Source organism: Shewanella sp. Sh95 (assembly GCF_001308045.1).
Lineage (GTDB): Bacteria > Pseudomonadota > Gammaproteobacteria > Enterobacterales > Shewanellaceae > Shewanella > Shewanella xiamenensis.
This window is the reverse complement of record NZ_LGYY01000274.1, coordinates 58,601-77,441: the sequence shown is the minus strand read 5'-3', so window position 1 is coordinate 77,441 and position 18,841 is coordinate 58,601. Positions and strand designations below refer to the sequence as shown.

At 45.7% G+C, this 18,841-nt stretch carries 15 protein-coding genes; 7 read left to right on the top strand and 8 right to left on the bottom strand.

Going from position 1 to position 18,841, the window contains the following annotated elements:
* The first annotated feature begins 5 nt into the window (after positions 1-5).
* On the top strand, positions 6-1,124 hold the full coding sequence (locus AEA42_RS20360; RefSeq protein ID WP_037413538.1) for a hypothetical protein: 1,119 nt from the start codon (positions 6-8) through the stop codon (positions 1,122-1,124).
* 146 nt (positions 1,125-1,270) lie between these two features.
* On the opposite strand, the gene AEA42_RS20355 is transcribed toward AEA42_RS20360, so the two are convergent.
* Positions 1,271-2,584, bottom strand: coding sequence for an AAA family ATPase (locus AEA42_RS20355; protein WP_055648692.1), 1,314 nt, complete (start codon positions 2,582-2,584; stop codon positions 1,271-1,273).
* Positions 2,585-3,406: 822 nt separating this feature from the next.
* Here AEA42_RS20355 and AEA42_RS20345 point away from each other — a divergent pair.
* From AEA42_RS20345 to ubiA, 3 genes are all read left to right on the top strand, one after another.
* Complete coding sequence (locus AEA42_RS20345; protein WP_055648690.1) at positions 3,407-4,366, top strand: hypothetical protein; 960 nt, start codon at positions 3,407-3,409, stop codon at positions 4,364-4,366.
* A gap of 535 nt (positions 4,367-4,901) precedes the next feature.
* Positions 4,902-7,070, top strand: a complete 2,169-nt coding sequence (gene uvrD / locus AEA42_RS20340; RefSeq protein ID WP_037427350.1) for a DNA helicase II — start codon at positions 4,902-4,904, stop codon at positions 7,068-7,070.
* 125 nt (positions 7,071-7,195) lie between these two features.
* Complete coding sequence (gene ubiA, locus AEA42_RS20335) at positions 7,196-8,056, top strand: 4-hydroxybenzoate octaprenyltransferase (protein WP_037413866.1); 861 nt, start codon at positions 7,196-7,198, stop codon at positions 8,054-8,056.
* A gap of 76 nt (positions 8,057-8,132) precedes the next feature.
* On the opposite strand, the gene AEA42_RS20330 is transcribed toward ubiA, so the two are convergent.
* Both AEA42_RS20330 and AEA42_RS20325 read right to left on the bottom strand, forming a co-directional pair.
* Positions 8,133-8,525, bottom strand: coding sequence for a DUF4156 domain-containing protein (locus tag AEA42_RS20330; protein ID WP_055648689.1), 393 nt, complete (start codon positions 8,523-8,525; stop codon positions 8,133-8,135).
* 91 nt (positions 8,526-8,616) lie between these two features.
* Entirely contained in the window at positions 8,617-9,033 is a 417-nt protein-coding gene (locus AEA42_RS20325; protein WP_055648688.1) for a DUF2541 family protein, read from the bottom strand.
* 390 nt (positions 9,034-9,423) lie between these two features.
* Between AEA42_RS20325 and AEA42_RS20320 the strand changes: the two genes are divergently transcribed.
* Entirely contained in the window at positions 9,424-10,482 is a 1,059-nt protein-coding gene (locus tag AEA42_RS20320) for a nitronate monooxygenase (RefSeq protein ID WP_037427349.1), read from the top strand.
* A gap of 279 nt (positions 10,483-10,761) precedes the next feature.
* Entirely contained in the window at positions 10,762-11,868 is a 1,107-nt protein-coding gene (locus AEA42_RS20315; RefSeq protein WP_055648687.1) for an AI-2E family transporter, read from the top strand.
* Here AEA42_RS20315 and AEA42_RS20310 read toward each other — a convergent pair.
* The 5 genes from AEA42_RS20310 to AEA42_RS20290 all read right to left on the bottom strand — a co-directional run bounded on the left by AEA42_RS20310 (position 11,865) and on the right by AEA42_RS20290 (position 16,157).
* Positions 11,865-12,155, bottom strand: a complete 291-nt coding sequence (locus tag AEA42_RS20310; protein WP_037427347.1) for a helix-hairpin-helix domain-containing protein — start codon at positions 12,153-12,155, stop codon at positions 11,865-11,867. The two genes, AEA42_RS20315 and AEA42_RS20310, sit on opposite strands and share 4 nt — an antisense overlap.
* A 58-nt stretch (positions 12,156-12,213) precedes the next feature.
* Positions 12,214-12,792 (bottom strand): nucleoside triphosphate pyrophosphohydrolase family protein, encoded by a 579-nt coding sequence (locus AEA42_RS20305; RefSeq protein ID WP_037413877.1) that lies wholly within the window; start codon positions 12,790-12,792, stop codon positions 12,214-12,216.
* A 252-nt stretch (positions 12,793-13,044) separates the two neighbouring features.
* On the bottom strand, positions 13,045-13,629 hold the full coding sequence (locus tag AEA42_RS20300; protein ID WP_037413878.1) for a TlpA disulfide reductase family protein: 585 nt from the start codon (positions 13,627-13,629) through the stop codon (positions 13,045-13,047).
* A gap of 16 nt (positions 13,630-13,645) precedes the next feature.
* Positions 13,646-14,095, bottom strand: a complete 450-nt coding sequence (locus AEA42_RS20295; protein WP_055648686.1) for a cytochrome c-type biogenesis protein — start codon at positions 14,093-14,095, stop codon at positions 13,646-13,648.
* Between the two features lie 4 nt (positions 14,096-14,099).
* Positions 14,100-16,157 (bottom strand): heme lyase CcmF/NrfE family subunit, encoded by a 2,058-nt coding sequence (locus tag AEA42_RS20290; protein ID WP_055648685.1) that lies wholly within the window; start codon positions 16,155-16,157, stop codon positions 14,100-14,102.
* A gap of 502 nt (positions 16,158-16,659) precedes the next feature.
* On the opposite strand from AEA42_RS20290, the gene sirA reads away from it, so the two are divergent.
* The gene (gene sirA / locus AEA42_RS20285; RefSeq protein ID WP_037413884.1) at positions 16,660-18,789 is read left to right on the top strand and encodes a dissimilatory sulfite reductase SirA; all 2,130 of its coding nucleotides are present in this window, start codon (positions 16,660-16,662) and stop codon (positions 18,787-18,789) included.
* The last annotated feature ends 52 nt before the right edge of the window (positions 18,790-18,841 follow it).

The window sequence follows — 18,841 nt, the reverse complement described above, 5'->3', positions numbered from 1 at the left end:
CCATCGTGAGCGAATATCAATACTATAAATTCGAGCGTCTGGATGGTTACTTAGATGCTAAGGCGCGCCAAGCACTCAGAACCATTTCAAGCCGTGCGGACATCACTGCTACGTCCTTTCAGGTGTATTACACCTACAGTGACTTAAAGGCGGAACCTTCTACGCTGATGTTAAAATACTTCGATATCGGGTTTTACTATGCCGATTGGGGCTCAATCGATGTATACATCAAGTTACCTGCCGGAACGATCCCTGAAGCGTTGCTTGCCTTTTCAAGCGATGGGCTTCATGTACATCAAAGCGATGAGTGGCAACTGCTGATTTTTTCCATCGAAGAGTATGGCGAGTATTTTGACGATGAACAGGCTGACGACTTTTTCCAGCATTTAGCTGGGTTACGTAGCGAGTTAATCCACGGGAATTGGTGTCTTGTGTACTTTATGTGGCTCAAAGCGTTTGATTGTAATGAAGAACCTGAAGAAATACCGTTAATTCAATACGATTTTGAGCATCTCAGTGAAGAGGTGCAGACGTTTGCGGCGCTGTATGATATTCCGTTAGCATGGGTTAAGGCACTTGCGATGGTGCTGAACGAACAACCAAGTCACCAAGCCAAACAAGCCCAATTTCAGTTTGATGCGTGGCTGCATAATCTCACGGATGCGGAGAAAGACACGCTATTACGCACGCTGTTTGAGCAAGGCCAGCTAACCCGTCACCAAGCCTTAGCACTGACGCGAAAAGAATCGGCCAACACCGACGAAATCTATCAATACTGGTTAACCCCCGACCTGATTTCCCCTTTCATAGAGCAAGCGCAAAGCCAATTACAGCAAGAGCAAGCTGAGGCGCTCGCAAAAAAATTAGCCATCGAAAAAGCGGAAAAAGAGAAGATGTTGACGGATATCTACAATCAGCGTGAGCACAGCTGGCAGCAAGCACAAGAGCAAGCGAATCGCACCTGCGCCAGTGGCTATGATGAGGCAGCACGCTATTTGCATCAGCTGTTTGAGGCCTATCAGTTTAAAGCGGATAACGTGGCGTTTGAGCAACGTTTTAAGCGCTTTGTTGTGACTAATAATGGTCGTAAAGCGCTGTTAAACCGGTTAAGTGATTTGCTTTAAATAATGGGGTTACAGACAGGCCAAGCGTTGTTAGCAAAAAATATCGTTCAGTTTTGATTGGCTGAAAGCTTGTATGCTCCTTAGGTCTACAGATTGTTACTCATAAAGTCACTTTGTGTAGACCTCGGGATGCTAAGCAAGGCTCTTTACCATCTCTGTGGTAAATACTGGGTGAAATACAAAGGCATTACAATATTGGTTTGTTCTAACGCCGATGAGCCTTGTGTGCCAGTTAACTTAAAGGTTTTACTTGGAGCACATTTTTCAACGTAGGATGCCAACGATTTAGCTCTGGTACGTTTGCCACTTTTGACTTCAACAGGGATGATATCGCCTTCATCGGTTGCCAAAATAAACTCGATTTCGGCGCGAGCGTCATTCCATGAATAGCTTGGGTCAACGCCAATAGCAGTGAGCTCTTGTTGTACAAAGTTTTCAGCCACATAGCCTTTGTATTCGTAATTTTGTTGCTTAATCTCTTTATAACTGCTGCCCAGCATATGATTGAGCAGCCCCACATCAAATAGAAACAATTTAACCATATTTTCTTTTTTATAGGCCGCCAGCGGCGATTTCGGCAGCCCTTCAATAGGGTAGTTTGGCAAGGCTAAGCGGCAGCAGTGAAGCCAATGGATCGCGGTCTCAAAATCGCTATAACGAGATTTGCGCTCATGCACATGTTTAAATTTAAAGCGTTTAACGGACTCATCACTTACAAGTGATAGCTGCGCTGGAATACTGTTAAACACAGATTCAATCAGTGTGGCATCGACCTTGCCCGCGTACTTGCCAAAATCGCGGCGATAACCTTCAACTAAATCGGCATGAATTTTTGTGACTTTTTCAACCCGCTCTAAAATGCTCGCATCTTTCAACCTATACCAAGCGGAAACGGCTTCTGGCATACCACCGGTAAAAAAGTAATCTGTAAGTTTATCCATCAATTTAGTGTGCACCGCCGGTGTGCTTGCTTGGGCTTTAAACGCTTTGATCAGTGCTTGCTCGTTGGATGCGTAAATAAATTCTTGGAAGGTCAGAGGTCGTAAATTGTATTGTTCTACCTTACCTACAGGGAAGGTGTTGAGCAAACCAATGTTCGAGCCGCTTGCCGCGACAAAATAGGACGGTGCTTTTTCAGCAAAATACTTTAGTGAGGTAACGGCACGCTCACATTCGCCAATTTCATCTAATATCAGCAGATCGGTTTCTGGGTTGAACGCCTGATTGGTCAACAGCTCAATGTTCATTATTAGCTCGTCTGGTGACAGTGAGCCATCGAATGCTTGTTTGTAGGCGGGATTTTCAAGAAAGTCGATACGCAGGATGTTGGCAAAGGTGTTACCAAACAACTCTTGCAGCAGATAGGTTTTACCCGTTTGCCTTGCGCCATCGATCAATAATGGCTTGCGCACAGGTTGGTCTTTCCATGCTATTAAGGCGTTGAGTAGGTTGCGCTGCATTGTCATTTCCCGTCAATTAAGATTGTTAACGGCCTATACTATAACTCATTCTACACTTTTACGCGCATAAAAGTGCGGAACTTTACACTTTTATGCGCATAAAAGTGATGATTCGATCTGTTTCATGCATGTTACTCTTTATTTAATTCAAAATTAACGAGTTACCGATTGTTCAATTTATAAAATCAAAGTCAAAGTCAAAGTCAAAGTCAAAGTCGTGGGGTTTCATCCCCTGATTTTTAATCAAGAGTCGACCAAGGAGGACTGCTCGTCCTATCCTCCTTTGATTATGAAGTTTGCTATTGGTCACTTAAAGCATCAAAGAGTTGTGGATGTTCTGTTTCACCCGCAAAATTTAACAGTGGGTGTCTCGTTAAACTGTTAATAAAATCAAAGTCGTGGGGTTTCACCCCACACCCGACCAAGGAGGACTGCTCGTCCTATCCTCCTTGGATGCTCCAAGACGCCCCTAACGGAGTTGAAAGCCCCTTGGACTCATTGCCAAATTTGCTATCGCTTCCGAAGGATGCGTCCCTGCACCTGCGAAAGCTAGCTCGCCATCCATGGCGAGACTCACGCAATTTGTCTATTCGCCCTGCGGCAACTCCGAGGGGATGGTGTATTCCTTTGATTTTTGAGTTGTCTGTTGGTCACTTAAAGCATCAAATAGTTGTGGATGTTCTGTTTCACCCGCAAAATTTAACAGTGGGTGTCTTGATAAGCTTTTTTATGATGGGCGTGTCGATAAACTTTTAATAAAAAGTCGTTAAACTTTCCGACAAGTGTTATTAATATATCCACATTAATTGCTGGGACAAGCTAATGAATAATATTTATTTTTTAGGTTTTATACCTAAACCATATGTGTGGGTTGTAGTCGATGCCGATGAGCATTGGTATGATTTCAACGATAAAAATAATAAATCTCTTTTAATAAGAGATGTGGTTTTTGCTGCTGAAGGGAAAGATCTTTCTATAAAAGTAACAAGACCAGGCATGGTTTGGATATCAAGCAACACAAAGAGATTAACAATAAGCCAAGATGATGACTATTTCAAAGCTGTTGAGTTGCGTAAAACGTTAATTAAGATAGCTAACGTTTATAACTATCTACTAGCTTTGACATCTAAGGAATATATTTCAGGCTTTTCCACTTCTATTATCCCAATAGAAATCACACTACATGAAACCATGTGCATGAAATTTTTCGGTGAAATCGGTCAAAACCTTAATGAACCAACAACATTTATCCCGACATATCCTAATTTAACTTCAGTTATGAATCTTGAATTCAAAGAGTTAGGAAGTCGAGATGGTCAGATTTCGGTTGATGCATACAAAAAGGCTTTTGATGTTTTAGAACGTTTAGACGAGAAGGGAATTGAATGCTTAAACACTCTATCAAAATCTGAAAGCGAATATATAAATAGTGATTACAGTACCTCATTAATTCTCTCTTGGTTTATCATTGAACATATAATACTTGATATTTTCTTAAATGAAGCTAGTGGTGAAATGACTACACAGGGGCATTCCCCTAAACTCGATGACATGCTTGTAAAAATAAAAACCACTGAAAACTATAATAAGTATGAATCAGTTGTCCCATTGATAGAAAAAGCCCGAGAAGCACGAAATGGCTTTGCCCATCGAAATGAGCAAGTGGATAAGTTTTCCGCAGAAAACTCCTTGAATGCAGCATTCGCTTTAGCTTCCTACAAATTAAAGATCGATTTGAAACATAGTATTTGTGTACCCCAATTTCTTTCTTATGCCAATTAGGGTTTATCAAAGTTTATGAGTTTAACGAAACATCCATTGTTAAATTTTGCCTAAGCTATTGGTTTGTGCCCAACTTGCTCAAAGATATATACCTGCTGAGATGATTCGCTCAATTTACACGTCACACTTAGATGCCGTTTCAGACTGAAAAAATACGATTTAGCTCGCGTAATTAAGCACTGGCATGTAAGTGACCGTTGACGGCATGGATGCCGTCGTCGAGCCCTCAGGGATGAGTTAACGGCGTGTCACTGGAATGACAGTGCTTAATCATTGAAACAGAATGATGAACACCCTTTCTATGAGTAATTAATACCGCTGTGTCTTTGTTTAATTCCAACCCAAAACAAATACAAGCTGGATTCCCGCTCACAAGCATTGCGGCAATGACAGTGCTTAAGAATGGACTGTTCCATACCGATCATCTTATGGCTACTGTCTCGTGCTTCTTGGCTTATGCCTCTTGTCTTGTGGATCAGGCGCGCAGGTGGGATTTCTTCTGTTATAATGCCCCCTCGATTTTTTGGAGGCGAGAATGGACGTATCTTCTTTACTAGACGGCCTGAATGATAAACAGCGCGAGGCTGTCGCGGCACCGCAATCTAGCATGTTAGTGCTTGCGGGGGCGGGCAGTGGTAAAACGCGGGTGTTAACCCACCGTATCGCGTGGTTAATGCAGGTTGAACAGCAGAGTCCTTACTCGATTTTAGCCGTGACGTTTACCAATAAAGCTGCGGCCGAGATGCGTGAGCGGGTTGAAAAAGTCGCTGGCACCAATATGGGGCGGATGTGGATTGGCACCTTCCACGGGCTAGCGCATCGTTTATTACGCACTCACTTCCAAGATGCGGGATTACCGCAGAGCTTCCAAATTCTTGATTCAGACGATCAGCTGCGCTTGCTGAAACGCATCCTTAAAAGTTTGAATCTGGATGAAAAACAATATCCTCCCCGTCAGGCGCAGGGTTATATCAATGGCAAGAAAGACCAAGGATTGCGGCCTAAGCATATCGATGCGGGTGGTTTTCCGATTGAGCAAAACCTGCTGAAGATTTATCAGGTTTATCAAGAGTCTTGTGATCGCGCTGGCCTTGTCGACTTTGCCGAAATCCTGCTGCGTGCCCACGAGCTTTGGCTCAATAAGCCGCATTTGCTGGCACATTATCAAGAGCGTTTTAAGCATATTCTGGTAGACGAGTTCCAAGATACCAACGCCATTCAATATGCCTGGATCCGCGTGCTTGCCGGCCAAACTGCCAATGTGATGATCGTCGGTGATGACGACCAATCGATTTACGGTTGGCGTGGTGCTCAGGTTGAAAACCTACACCGCTTCCTGAAGGATTTCCCCACGGCGACCACGATTCGTCTCGAACAAAATTATCGCTCCAAGGGCAATATTTTGAAGGCGTCGAACGCCCTTATTGCCAATAACCCCGAGCGTTTAGGTAAAGAGCTGTGGACTGACGAAGCCGATGGTGAGCCGATTTCCCTCTACTGCGCCTTTAACGAAATGGATGAGGCGCGCTTTATTGTCGGCCGGATCAATGATTGGTACGAAAAAGGCGGCAATTTAAGTGACTGCGCGATTTTATATCGCTCAAACGCCCAGTCGCGCGTGCTAGAGGAAGCCTTATTACACAAAGGCTTAGCCTATCGGATTTACGGTGGCCTGCGCTTTTTCGAACGCCAAGAGATTAAAGACGCTATGGGTTATATGCGGCTTATCAGCAATAAAAATGATGATGCCGCCTTCGAGCGAGTGGTTAATACGCCGCCCCGTGGCATTGGCGATCGCACCTTAGATATTCTGCGTTCGACCGCGCGTCAGCAAGAGCTTACGTTATGGCAGGCCTGTTTACGGCTGCTGGATGAAAAAGTGCTTGCGGGCCGCGCAGCCTCAGCGGTGAGTGGTTTTATGGATCTTATCGTCACCCTGCAGGAAGAAACTCAGGATATGGCGCTGTACCGGATGACGGACACAGTGATCCAAGCCTCTGGCCTCAAAGCCATGTACGAAGCGGAAAAGGGCGAAAAGGCCCACGCTCGTATCGAAAACTTAGAGGAACTCGTCACCGCCGCGCGCACCTTCGAAATGCCAGAGGAGCTTGAGGATATGGGCGAGCTTAACGCCTTCTTATCCCATGCGGCCTTAGAGGCGGGCGAAGGTCAGGCCGACGCCTTTACCGATGCAGTACAGCTGATGACACTGCACTCGGCCAAGGGGCTGGAGTTTACTATGGTGTTTATGGCGGGTGTCGAGGAGGGGATCTTCCCGAGTAAGATGGCGCTCGAAGAGGGTGACAGACTCGATGAGGAACGCCGCCTCTGTTACGTGGGCATGACCCGCGCGATGGAAAAACTCTATATCACCTATGCCGAGTCTCGCCGTATTTATGGCCGTGAAGATTACGCCCGTCCATCACGCTTTATTAAGGAAATTCCGCCGCAATATGTGGACGAAATTCGCTTAAAGGCGCAGGTGTCGACACCGATGGCGAATAATCGCTTCAGTGCGCAAAAGTCGGCGGTCGCCAACGATACTGGCTTTAGCGTTGGGCAAAGAGTGCATCATCCAAAGTTTGGTGACGGCAAAGTGACTAACTTTGAAGGCAGTGGCGCACAGGCGCGGGTACAGGTGAATTTTAGTGATTTTGGCAGTAAGTGGCTGGTGGTGGCTTACGCGCGCTTAGAGGCGCGTTGATTGGCATGAATGTCATGATTTTGTGACAGTTTCAGCCTATGCAAATTCGCTTAAAAGGGGGCTAGGGTATATGATGTTTACCCTAGCAACCGAGATAAAAAATTAGGTTTGGGAGTAGTTAGTTAATGAATCTAAAGCAGAAGTGGGACGTTTATTCCCGCCTGACTCGACTCGACCGTCCTATCGGCACCTTGTTATTACTCTGGCCGTGTTTGATGGCGCTGGTGCTAGCAGCAGGTGGTATGCCCGATCTTAAGGTGCTCATTATCTTCATTATTGGTGTGGTGATTATGCGTGCCTGTGGCTGCATTATTAACGACTATGCCGATCGCGATCTCGACTCCCACGTTGAACGTACCAAATCCCGCCCTCTCGCCAGCGGCGAAATCAGCACCAAAGAAGCGTTATTACTGTTTGTGATCTTAGGTTTAGCCGCTTTTGGTTTAGTCTTACTGCTCAATGGCTTAGTGGTTAAATTATCCGTTGTAGGCATTATCCTCACCATTATTTACCCCTTTACTAAGCGGGTAACAAACATGCCGCAGATGTTTTTGGGTGTGGTATGGAGCTGGTCTATCCCCATGGCCTATGCGGCGCAAACCGGTGAAGTGCCCATCGAAGCCTGGTGGTTATTTGCGGCGAATTGGTTTTGGACTGTGGCCTACGACACCATGTACGCCATGGTCGATAGGGATGATGATTTAAAAGTCGGTATCAAATCAACCGCCATTCTTTTTGGCCAATATGACCGTCAAATCATTGGATTATTTCAACTGGCTGCACTGCTGTGTTTTATCGCCGCGGGTTGGAGTGCCGACCGTGGCCTGCTTTATGGTCTAGGATTGCTGACCTTTGTTGGTTTTAGCACTTACCAACAGATGTTGATTTTTGGCCGCGAAAGAGCCCCTTGTTTTAAAGCCTTTCTCAACAATAACTGGGCAGGGTTAGCCTTATTTATTGGTCTCGGAGCCGATTACCTGTTTTAAGTTTTCCTCTCCGTTTGTATGAGTGCTATCAGGCGTGTCGCCTGATAGCCGCTCAAAACTTAGCTCAAGCCGCGACTCACTGACTCGAAGTGGTATCCTGCGTCGCATCAATCTGCGGATACTGACTGGCTGAACTTTGGATGTCAGAGCATTGGTAAGCATTACCCATCATAGTCACTGAGCCTAAAAACTTGAATGGCTGGTAGAGGTAGACGGTATCTGCACCTAAGGTTTGAGCTTTGATGCGCATCTCGTTGAGTGTACCCCACACCATATCCCTATCACTGTGCAGCCAATAATCATAGAAATGCCCCTGCGAACCAATCACTGTGCCTTTATAAGTACAGTTTTCAATAGCTACGGAGTTTTCCCATAATATTTTGACATGTGCCGATTCCTCAGTAGGAAAGGTAACACACGCTGTTACATTAAGGCCGAGTAATAACATTAATATTGTGCGAAAATTCATTTATTTATGACTCATATTCAGACTATTAATAAAAATCGGCTAGCTCAAAGAATATTATTAGCTGATTAATACTTATTGTTGATGACTTAAGTTATTTACGTCCTAATACTTTTATCCCAGCTTTACTACGATCTGAGTTTCCATATACTTCAATTTTTTTAACACAGCGGCGGGCGCCTAATGATTTCCATTCCGAGTGTTCATCTTTCTCGATATCGGTATCAAATTTGATGGTGCGGGTTTTATCATCCCCATAGGTGACGACAACACGATCGATACTCACATCTCTTTCTGCTTTGATTTTGATATATTTTGCCTGTCGGCAAATGATCAAAGGTATGGTGGCTGGATGATCGCCAATGCCGAGTAATATGGTGCGGCCAAGGGTGATTTCATCGTCATTATCATCTTTTTTTGCATAGGCAACGGATGTGGTAAACATCAAGAGTAAGCAGATAATTATTCGATTAATATTGAACGTCGAAAATAGACTAGATTTTATTAACATATGGCCTCCAAAAAATGGGGGCGAATCATAAAGTATTTAATGTAACCTAAATAGTTTTTTTATCGCTTAGTGCGGCTGATATCACGGGTTTTATTTGAATAAGGTCAATAAGCGTTTTGCATTATGATACAAATGTAATTTAAATTATGTCGATATTATTTTTACTTTTAATTAGACTTAAATATCCCTTAACGCATGACATTTTATGATCTAACCCAATTTACCGATTTTTCAATATTTGGCAAATACTACAAGTTGCGTGCAGTTTTCTGGTAGATTGTGATAAATGCCACTCAGTTTGGTGGTCATCGTTGTTTAAGCTGGCGGTCTCGGAGTGAGTAACTGCTGCGGAGTGAGTGACAGCAGGATTAAGTTCAAAGGAGGTGAAGTATGCCGTGTCGACTTACACGATTATTTGGGATTGAATTTCCGATTATTCAAGCGCCTATGGCTGGAGTGCAAGGCAGTACGCTTGCTATCGCCGTGTCTGAGGCGGGGGGTTTAGGTTCATTACCTTGCGCCATGTTATCCCTCGAGGCGCTTGAAGCTGAGTTAACCGAAATCCGCAGCAACACCACTAAACCTATCAATGTGAACTTCTTTTGCCATAGCGAGCCTCTGCCACAGGCGGCCAAGCAAGCGATTTGGCTCGAACAGTTAGCCCCCTATTTTGCGGAATTTAATCTCGACTCAAGTGTGCAGCCTGCTGGCGCCCAGCGTACACCCTACAGCAAGTCACAGGCCGAGGTGTTAGCCAAATTTAAGCCCGAGGTGGTGAGTTTTCACTTTGGTTTGCCCGATGAAGAATTGCTGCTGGAAATTAAAGCTTGGGGATCAAAAGTTATCTCTACGGCGACAACCGTCGAGGAAGCACTCTGGCTTGAGGCCCACGGTGCCGATGCGATTATTGCCCAAGGTTTAGAAGCAGGAGGCCATAGGGGACACTTTTTATCCGAGGATTTAACCGAGCAGCTCGGCACTTTTAGTCTATTACCGCAGGTGATTGCGGCGGTGGATATTCCTGTGATTGCCGCAGGTGGCATTGTCGATGTAGCCACAGTGCGCGCAGCCATGACGATGGGCGCTTCGGCCGTGCAAGTGGGGACGGCCTATTTGCTCTGCCCTGAGTGCAATACCAGTGCAATCCATCGTGAGGCGCTGCAAAGCGATGCCGCGCAGCATACAGCGCTGACTAATTTATTTTCTGGTCGACCTGCGCGCGGCATAGTAAACCGCTTTATGGCTGAAATGGGGCCGATGAATGAGGCTGTACCGGATTTCCCCTTGGCATCCTCAGCGGTTGCAGGCTTAAGGACGGCGGCGGAGCGACAAGGATGTGGCGATTTTAGTCCGCTGTGGTGCGGGCAAAATGCCAGTGGTTGCCAAAACATTCCCGCAGCCGAACTGACACGGCAATTGGCTTTAGGCTTTGGGTTTAATATCCAATAAATAGTTACAGGTGCAAAGCCTGCATCTACTGTTTACTTCCAAGGCTCAAGGCCGCGCCATAAGGATTTTCAGCCATTCGGCCTTCGAGACATTCGAATACCTTTGGGGATGCAAGCACCACTGATACACTACTCACGCTTTTGTTAAATGTCGTTGCCCATGGAAAGCACTGCGCAATAAACTGGCTAACAGAATGGGGAAGACCCAAAGGCTGGTTGTTGCTTGGCACTCTGCCGAGTTTTTCACCTTGTTGTTGGATTCTATTGTGGGAGTATGTGGATGGCACAGATTATCAGTAATGCTGCGGTGGGTCGTACCCTATTGATTTTATTGCTGTGTGCTGGTGTTTTCTTTTTTATCGATTTTTTAGTTCCCGCCTTGGCCGCCCTGATCGTCTGCTTCTCCAGTTGGCCGCTGTATCAAAAATTATTGGTTAAATGCGGTGGTCGCTCGGCGCTGTCTGCCACTATCGCGTTAGTTTTGATTATTGTCGGGCTAATTACACCGCTGATATTTGTTTTTTCCTATGCTTTACAAGAGATTAGGATATGGGCTGAATGGTTGGTGTATGCTAACCAGCATGGCGCGCCCGTTCCCCTTTGGATTAAGGATTTACCTTGGGTTGGTGCGTGGTTTACCCAACAATGGCAACAGTTTATTGGGGAACCCCATGAACTGGGCAAGATAGTCAGTGCAATTAGCGGACAAAATTTGACAGGCATTTCCCGTTGGGTGCTGCAATTGGGCTGGAATACTTTAGGCTTGCTGCTGACCTTGTTGTTTATGCTGATCACCTTGTTTTTCTTATATAAAGATGGCGCGTCGGTGGCGAAGCAGATTGATATTGTCGGTGAGCGTATTCTACCCGCCCGCTGGTATCGCTTTTCCCGCGTGGTGCCCGCGACGGTAAGTTCAACCGTTATCGGCATGACGCTTATCGCCATCGGTGAAGGCATAGTGCTGGGGATTGCCTACTGGATTGCTGGCGTGCCTTCGGCCGTGGCCTTTGGGGTGTTGACTGCTTTTATGGCCTTAGTGCCAGGCGGCGCGCCAACCATGTTTACCCTGATCTCACTGTATTTAGTTGGCACTGGCGATATGACCGCTGGGGTCGGCTTATTCCTCTGGGGCAGTATCGAGCTGTTTATCGTCGATAAAACCCTGCGCCCTAATCTGGTTGGTGGGCCTATTAAGCTGCCTTTCTTACCGACTTTTTTCGGCTTGATTGGTGGAGTGAAAACCATGGGCTTTGTGGGTCTGTTTGTCGGCCCCGTGTTGATGGCGCTGTTAGTCGCTATCTGGCGCGAATGGTTAAGGGATGACCCTGATAGTTCGGTTGTAACTGAATCCCTTGAATCACCGCAGGAACACGGTCATTCAAATTAAGGATGAGTGAGTGCTTGTTTGCGCTCCTCGGTATAAAACCACCAAGGTTGAGGATCGTCGCCCGCCATAAAGCGGGTAATCGAAATAAACACATCGAGCATACAGGGATCGTGGATTTGCCCCGTTTTGTCACACAGGGTTTGATACATTTCATAGGGATTTCTCCCAAGCAATTGCGCCGGAGTCTCTATGCCGAGCAGACGTAGATCCGCCGCGCTCGCTTTACCAATATTCGGTAAATCCGTTAATTGTTTGACCTTGGCACGCACCACTTTTGCTGGATTCATGTAGTTTTCCTAGTGATAAAAGCATTGGCCGCCAGTGCAAGAGAAGATTCACTACACGTTACGCTTTTACTAACTGAGTTAAATCCGCTGGGCGATAGTACACCGACTTTAATACCTTGCCTTGGCGCACGACTTTACCGGCCATTTCTACATCTTTAGCGCATTTGGCGATGATAAATTCGCCCTTTTTACTGCCGACGATGTCAACGCCTTGCTCGGCATAAAAAGCAATGGTTTCGGCTAGCTCTTGCTCGTTGCGGCACACTTTGCTCATATTGCTCGAATGGACTTCGTCCCAGCAGGCGATAAAGTCAATTTCACGGTTTTTGGCGACACACAGCAGCAAGTCGATAAGGTAGCTGATTTCTAATTTGTCATGCATGTGCTCGGCGCCTAAGTGCACTAAACGCCCCATCAACACATACACTGAATCGACAATCGCATCGGCTTGTTCGATACGGCTATCAGCTTCGGCAAGTTCAGTTAACTCTTCAATAATCAGCGAAGTATGTAAGGTGTCAGCCTTATCATCTAATGAGCTGGCATCGTTGACGGCGAGGTCGAAGGTACTGCGAAACTCACTGATATCACGATACAAGTGGTCATAAATAGGTTGAGTTAAACAGCTGAGTTTCATCGGAGTGCCTTAGATTTTATCAATAGGTTTTACAAATAGATTGGTGAAATCGATTTATGGATAACTGCGGCAATTCTAAAGAAAGGTGGCGCAGAATACAAAGTGTGCTGGCCTTGAAGTAAAAAATACCCGCTGCCAAATCGGGGAGCAGCGGGTTTCGGCAAAGATTAGGGTGGACACCGAATGGAGATTTGATTAACAGGCTCGGACTAAGTCACTAAAGACCTCGTCATTGACCGCTGGGTTAACGGCTTATTGCGCGTATTTGGCGATCAGCTTATCCAAATAAGGGGCAACCTCTTTGTCAGACCAATCTAAATAGCCACGAACAAATCCAACAAGATTACCTTTTGCATCAAATAAATAAGTCGCAGGAACCACATTGGCAGGAATGATCTGCTCGATATTTTTGTTGGGGTCGAGCCAAGTGCTGTATTGATTAAAACCATGCTGATTAAGAAACGGGCGTACTTCTTTTATCTCTTCATCAATTGAAATTGGCACAATAGCGATTTTTTTATCGGCAAATTGCTGTTGTAGTTTTTGCAGCTCGGGGATTTCCCTTAAACAAGGGACACACCAGGTTGCCCAGAGGTTTACTAGCGTAAGCTTACCTTGATGTTGTTTGAGGCTTTGTGCTTGCCCAGCTTCATCCATAAAAGGCACTTCGGGTATCCCGCGGGCATGTTGCATCTCAATAAAACCCGTCATGACTCGTGGTTTTGGAATTGCTTCGCCAGTGTCATAGAGTTTGTTTTGCAGAGAATGGGCTTGCACGACGCAGCTCAGCAGCAATGAAGTGCAAAGGAGGGTGAGCTTGGCTGTGGATGATTTCATGGGTTTGTCCTTATATTCAAACTGAGCGAGTCGCGTTGTTAGCGGCAGGTGACTTGCGTTTTATCAGGGTAAGACCTAAGCCTAACCCTATGATTAATAACGCCAGTGGGCCTAGCCAAAGCGCCAGTGTTGAGGGTTTTAATTCTGGCTGATAACGGATTTTTTCACCGTAGCGCTGTACCATAAAATCGAGGATCTCATCCCGTTTATAGCCTTGTTCAAGCAGCGAAAAAATTTGCCCCTTGAGCTCATGGGCGATAGGTGCCTGTGACTCGAATAAGGTTTGGTTGGTCGCCATTGGGCAACGCAGTACTTTGCTGATCGCTATTGCCTGTTGCTGATAGGATGTGCCCATATCCGAGCTTTCCTGTGCCGTCGCGAGAAAGGTTGTCCCGCCAAAACAGAGGATGAGTGACAACAACCAAAACAATAAACTCAAATAGGGGGAGCGAAATAATGGATTCATGGGGTTACAGTCTCCCTAGCTGAGGGGTGCCTGCTGCCCTCAGTGCTTCTGTGTGTTCGACATGGCGAACTTGTCTGACGGGCCACGCAGCGATTGCTCCTGCGAGCATCATCAACATGGCGCCTAGCCAAATCCAAGTCGCCAATGGTTTATAGCTAATGCGGATCAGGTACTCAGTGTCGCTCAGTTGCAGTCCCATTGAGACGTAAATATCGCGCCAAAAACCGTGGTCGATGCCCGCGTGGGACATTTCCATACCATTGCTTTTAAAGGTTTGTCTTTGTGGTTGGATATAGCCCAGTACTCGATCGTCCTGCTTGGCATCGCGTACACTGATATTGGCTTGAATAGCAGTAAAACTTTGGCTCTCAACTTGCTCGGTACTCTCATACACCAGCACATAATTCGCTAACGGTTTACCCTGGCCTGGCCCCATTCGTAGCAGGGCTTCCTGTTCGAAAAAAGACACCGATGTTGCGCCGATAATCGTCACTACAACCCCGAAGTGTCCGAGCATCATGGCGACCCTTGCGCGCTTTGATGCTGACGGCTGGATTGGTCGTGCTGTGGGTAAGCGTTCTGGGGCGCCGCGTGGTGGCTTGAGTATCATCTTTAGACTCAAACCAAGGCATAACAATAAAAATAACGCGCTGGCACTGCCAAGAACGAGGAATAATGCGCCATCGCCTTTAGCTTGATAACCCAGCACTGTTGCAATAATGGCAATGGCTACAGTGGGGACAGCCAATACCTTGAGTGGTTTGTGGGTGGATTGCCCCCAATTGAGTAGCGGGGCGAGGCCCATTAAGACGACAGCGATAAAGGTCAATGGGACAAAAATCGCATTAAAATAAGGTGCGCCCACCGACAAAGTACCTAGGTTTAACAGCTCATATATCAGGGGATAAAAGGTGCCAAGTAGTACGGAAAAAGCCGCGACTACCAGCACGATCACCCCAAGCAGTAATAAGGTCTCTTTGCTTAATAGCGCATGGGTGACTTCTCGTCTCAGTGCGGGGGCTTTTATCGCAAAAATAAATAGGGCAGCACCAACAAAAAGCACTAATAAACATAGGATTGACATACCTCTGGTTGGGTCAGCAGCAAAGGCATGTACCGATTGCACGATACCGGAACGCACCAAAAAGCTGCCTAACAAACTAAGGGAGAATGCTAATAAACATAAAAACAGTGTAGTAAGAGTAAAGCCCTGTGTTTTTCGGGTGAGCACTAAAGAATGCACCAGCGCTGTCGCAACCAGCCAAGGAATAAATGATGCGTTTTCAACGGGATCCCAAAACCACCAACCGCCCCAGCCCAGTTCGTTATAAGCCCACCAAGAACCAAAGGCATTGCCCCCTGTGAGGAAAATCCACGCCAATAGCACCCAAGGGCGCATGTATTCGAGGTGGCGAGTCGGTAACTTTCCTCCCAGTAACGATGCCAGTGCTGCGGCAAAGCAAACCGTTAGCCCGACATATCCCAAAAACAGCATAGGTGGATGCAGTATTAAGCCTATGTCCTGCAATATGGGGTTAAGGTCGCGCCCTTCGACTGGAATATTTGGTAGCAAGCGGGCAAAGGGATTGGAGGTAAAGAGTAAAAACAAATTAAAGCCGAGGATCACTAAGCCCAAAATTGCGAGGACTCGACCAAAGTAAGCCTTATCAGCCTGTAAACTGGCACTATCGAGATTAACCTTATTCGTTGCTTGGCGCCAATTGATCACTGCGCCCCACAGGGCAATGGCGAATACCCAAAATAACATTGAGCCTTCATGGCTGCCCCACACGGCCGCAATTTTATAGCCCACAGCGAGTTGACTATTAGAATGGTTGGCAACATAGGCGACTGAAAAATCATCGCTAATAAAGCTAAATATTAAGCTACACAGTGCGGCAAATAAGGTAATAAATAGTGCGTAAAATAATTTATTGCCAAAGTGGATTAGGTAAACGTTATTCCGATAGCTACCAATTAAATGATTCGTTGCCGACAATAATGCAAAAACAGTACTCATGATTAGCAATATGTGCCCTATTTCTGGAATCATATTTATCATTGATATTTCCTGCATGGCATTAGTTATCGATTTACATTAATACTGAAATTAATGAGAGGTTACTTTTTAGCGGTTAATCGGTACAGACTTATTTGTTTTTATCTAGGTAAGTTAGATGTGAAGTCTTTACCCATTCCACGATTGGCTTGCAGGGTAACTGAGTTTTAACGGAAGGAATGTGATCTGTCTCGGTATTAAAATCGTCATTTGTGGCTTTGGTTCTTTTTGAAAAATCAAAGCTGTTTTTAGGTTTTTTTAGATGTAAAAAAACAGATTTAAAATCTAAAAAATCACTAATAAAATTTTATCAAATTTATGATTTATATGTATTTTTTGATTTTTAGCTCTATTGATTTCTGAATCAAAATTTAATGTGCTCTAGCGCAGATTTTTTGCTTCTTCTCTCATTCATTATGCCGTCACTGGTCAATTGTTTATGTCGTTCAGTGAACAGTTAGGTTCAGTGGAAAATATAAAACTAATGATAAATTAGGAGTGAATGATGAAGCGATGGAAAACCAAAACAGCCTTAGGCGTGCTGTTTTGTTTAGGTTCTGCCGTAAGCGCTACCACAATCGCATCCGATGCTAAATCGGATGGTAAAGTGGTCCCTGGTGTGGGTAATAAACAACAAACTCACTATACTCAAGATATCTTGGCTAACCCCAATTTAAATGAAAATTTAATGGAGAAATCCCGTGGTGTTAAAACACTGCAGGATTATATTGTTCAAGAGCAAGAATTGTTTGATTTTCTATTTGAAAATCACCCAGTTTTTAAATATGACGCAGAAGGTCGTTTAAAAGGCACTTATAAAGTCAGTGACCGTGGTGAAGAATATTTACACGGTGGTGACAGTGTTGCTTACAGTAAACACAGTAAAGAAGTGAACTCAACCGATGGCACCGCTGTACGTTATAGCTCTTATAATGATGGTCAGCGTCCAAAAGCACTGCAATACCGTTTAGGGGCAAAATCGATTTTAGATTTCCCTAACAAGTTTGTGGGCCCAGAAAAATGCGGTGAGTGTCATGGCCCGCAATACGAAAAATGGAGACGTTCACGTCACTCTAAGACGATTCGCTTCCCTGGCGAACATCCAGAAGTCGATAACGACCTGAAAAAAACCATGTATACCACCAAAGATACCACGATTCTGCCATCGGGTATTACGCCAGACGCTATCTACGCGACTGTGGGTACGCCACGTACTAAATATGGTTTTATCGACGCCTACCTAGTGCGCGGTACTTACCATGTGAAAGACGGTCTGTTGAAAGATGGCACTGGTACTATGGTCGCTGGTGGTAACCAATTCTCCCGCGGTTGGGCTGAGTGGTTAACTCCTGAAATGGCTGCAAAAATTAACAAAGCTATTCCAAGTTTCCCCGTCAAAATGGAAGATTTTGGTACCAGCGGTTCACACCAATGGGGCATGAGCTCATACGGTGCTAAGTATGAGAAGGAATTCCTATTCCAACCTGCTAGCTCCTATTGCGAAATGTGCCATAGCTTCAAGTTTGACTTCCAAACGAAAGATGAATTCTTCGCTGCTTTAGGTAACCCGAAAGAGCTGCAAAAACACACGATTTCTAAAGGGATTACCTGTGAAGAGTGTCATGGCGCAGGCGGCCACTTAGACGGCGGTATTGGTGGCGGTATGCCATCTAACTGTGAACGTTGTCACCAACGCTTCAACTTTGTTGAAGAGCTAGCTGAAACGCCACAGGGTAAAGAGAAGCTGGAATATGCCTTCAACGTGAAGATGAAATCTTCTTGCCCATCTTGCGGTACTGAAGGTTCACAAATGTTTGCCTCTGCTCACTATGACAAAGGTATGCGTTGTTCAACCTGTCACGATCCTCACGAAGTGACAGATGGTGATTGGAAGTCAGGCATTACTAAACCAAAAATCATCAAAGAGTGTACTGAGTGTCATACGGCTCAAGCCGAGATTGCTAAGAACACTAACACCCACAGCAACCAAACTTGTCAAAGCTGTCACATGCCAAACATGGGAAGCTGTGAAAACTTCACTGCGATCCAATTCCCAGATATGGCGGGCTTCGACAACGTGCGTAAGTCACACATGTGGAAGATTGATGTCGATCCACTGCGTAAGACCCTTAACCCACCAGAAGGTAAGTCTCGCGATGCGACGACCAAAGGTTGGACTGTGGCGAAAGATGAAAACGGCTACAACTACCTCGACTTGATGTGGACCTGTGCCCGTACTTCGGCTTCAGACCACGATGTAGTGGAAAACAAAGGTTGTCACAGCCAGTTCCAATCTGAACTTGAAGTGGGTCTGCACTTTGAAGACCAGATGGAAATCTACGGTGAAGTTCAAAAGTGGCAAAAACCAGTTAAAGAAACTTTTGCCCAAGTAGAACAAGCCCTTGCCCGTATCGACAAGCTGTTAGAAGTCACCAAGCTGTCGGTAGAAGACAAGACTCAAGTGCTGATGTTGACCGACAAAGCCCAAGATGTTGTTCGCCTGATCAAGGCTGACGGCTCATGGGGTGCGCACGGCCCAACTTACTCACTGAAACGTCTCGATGCAGCCTTAACCTATGTCACTCAAGCCCAAGCCATTATCGATGGTAAAGGTCTGAGCGCACAGAAAATCTAGTTCGACTCGAGTCTAACTTGTCCCCGGCACATCCGTGCCGGGGAATATACGA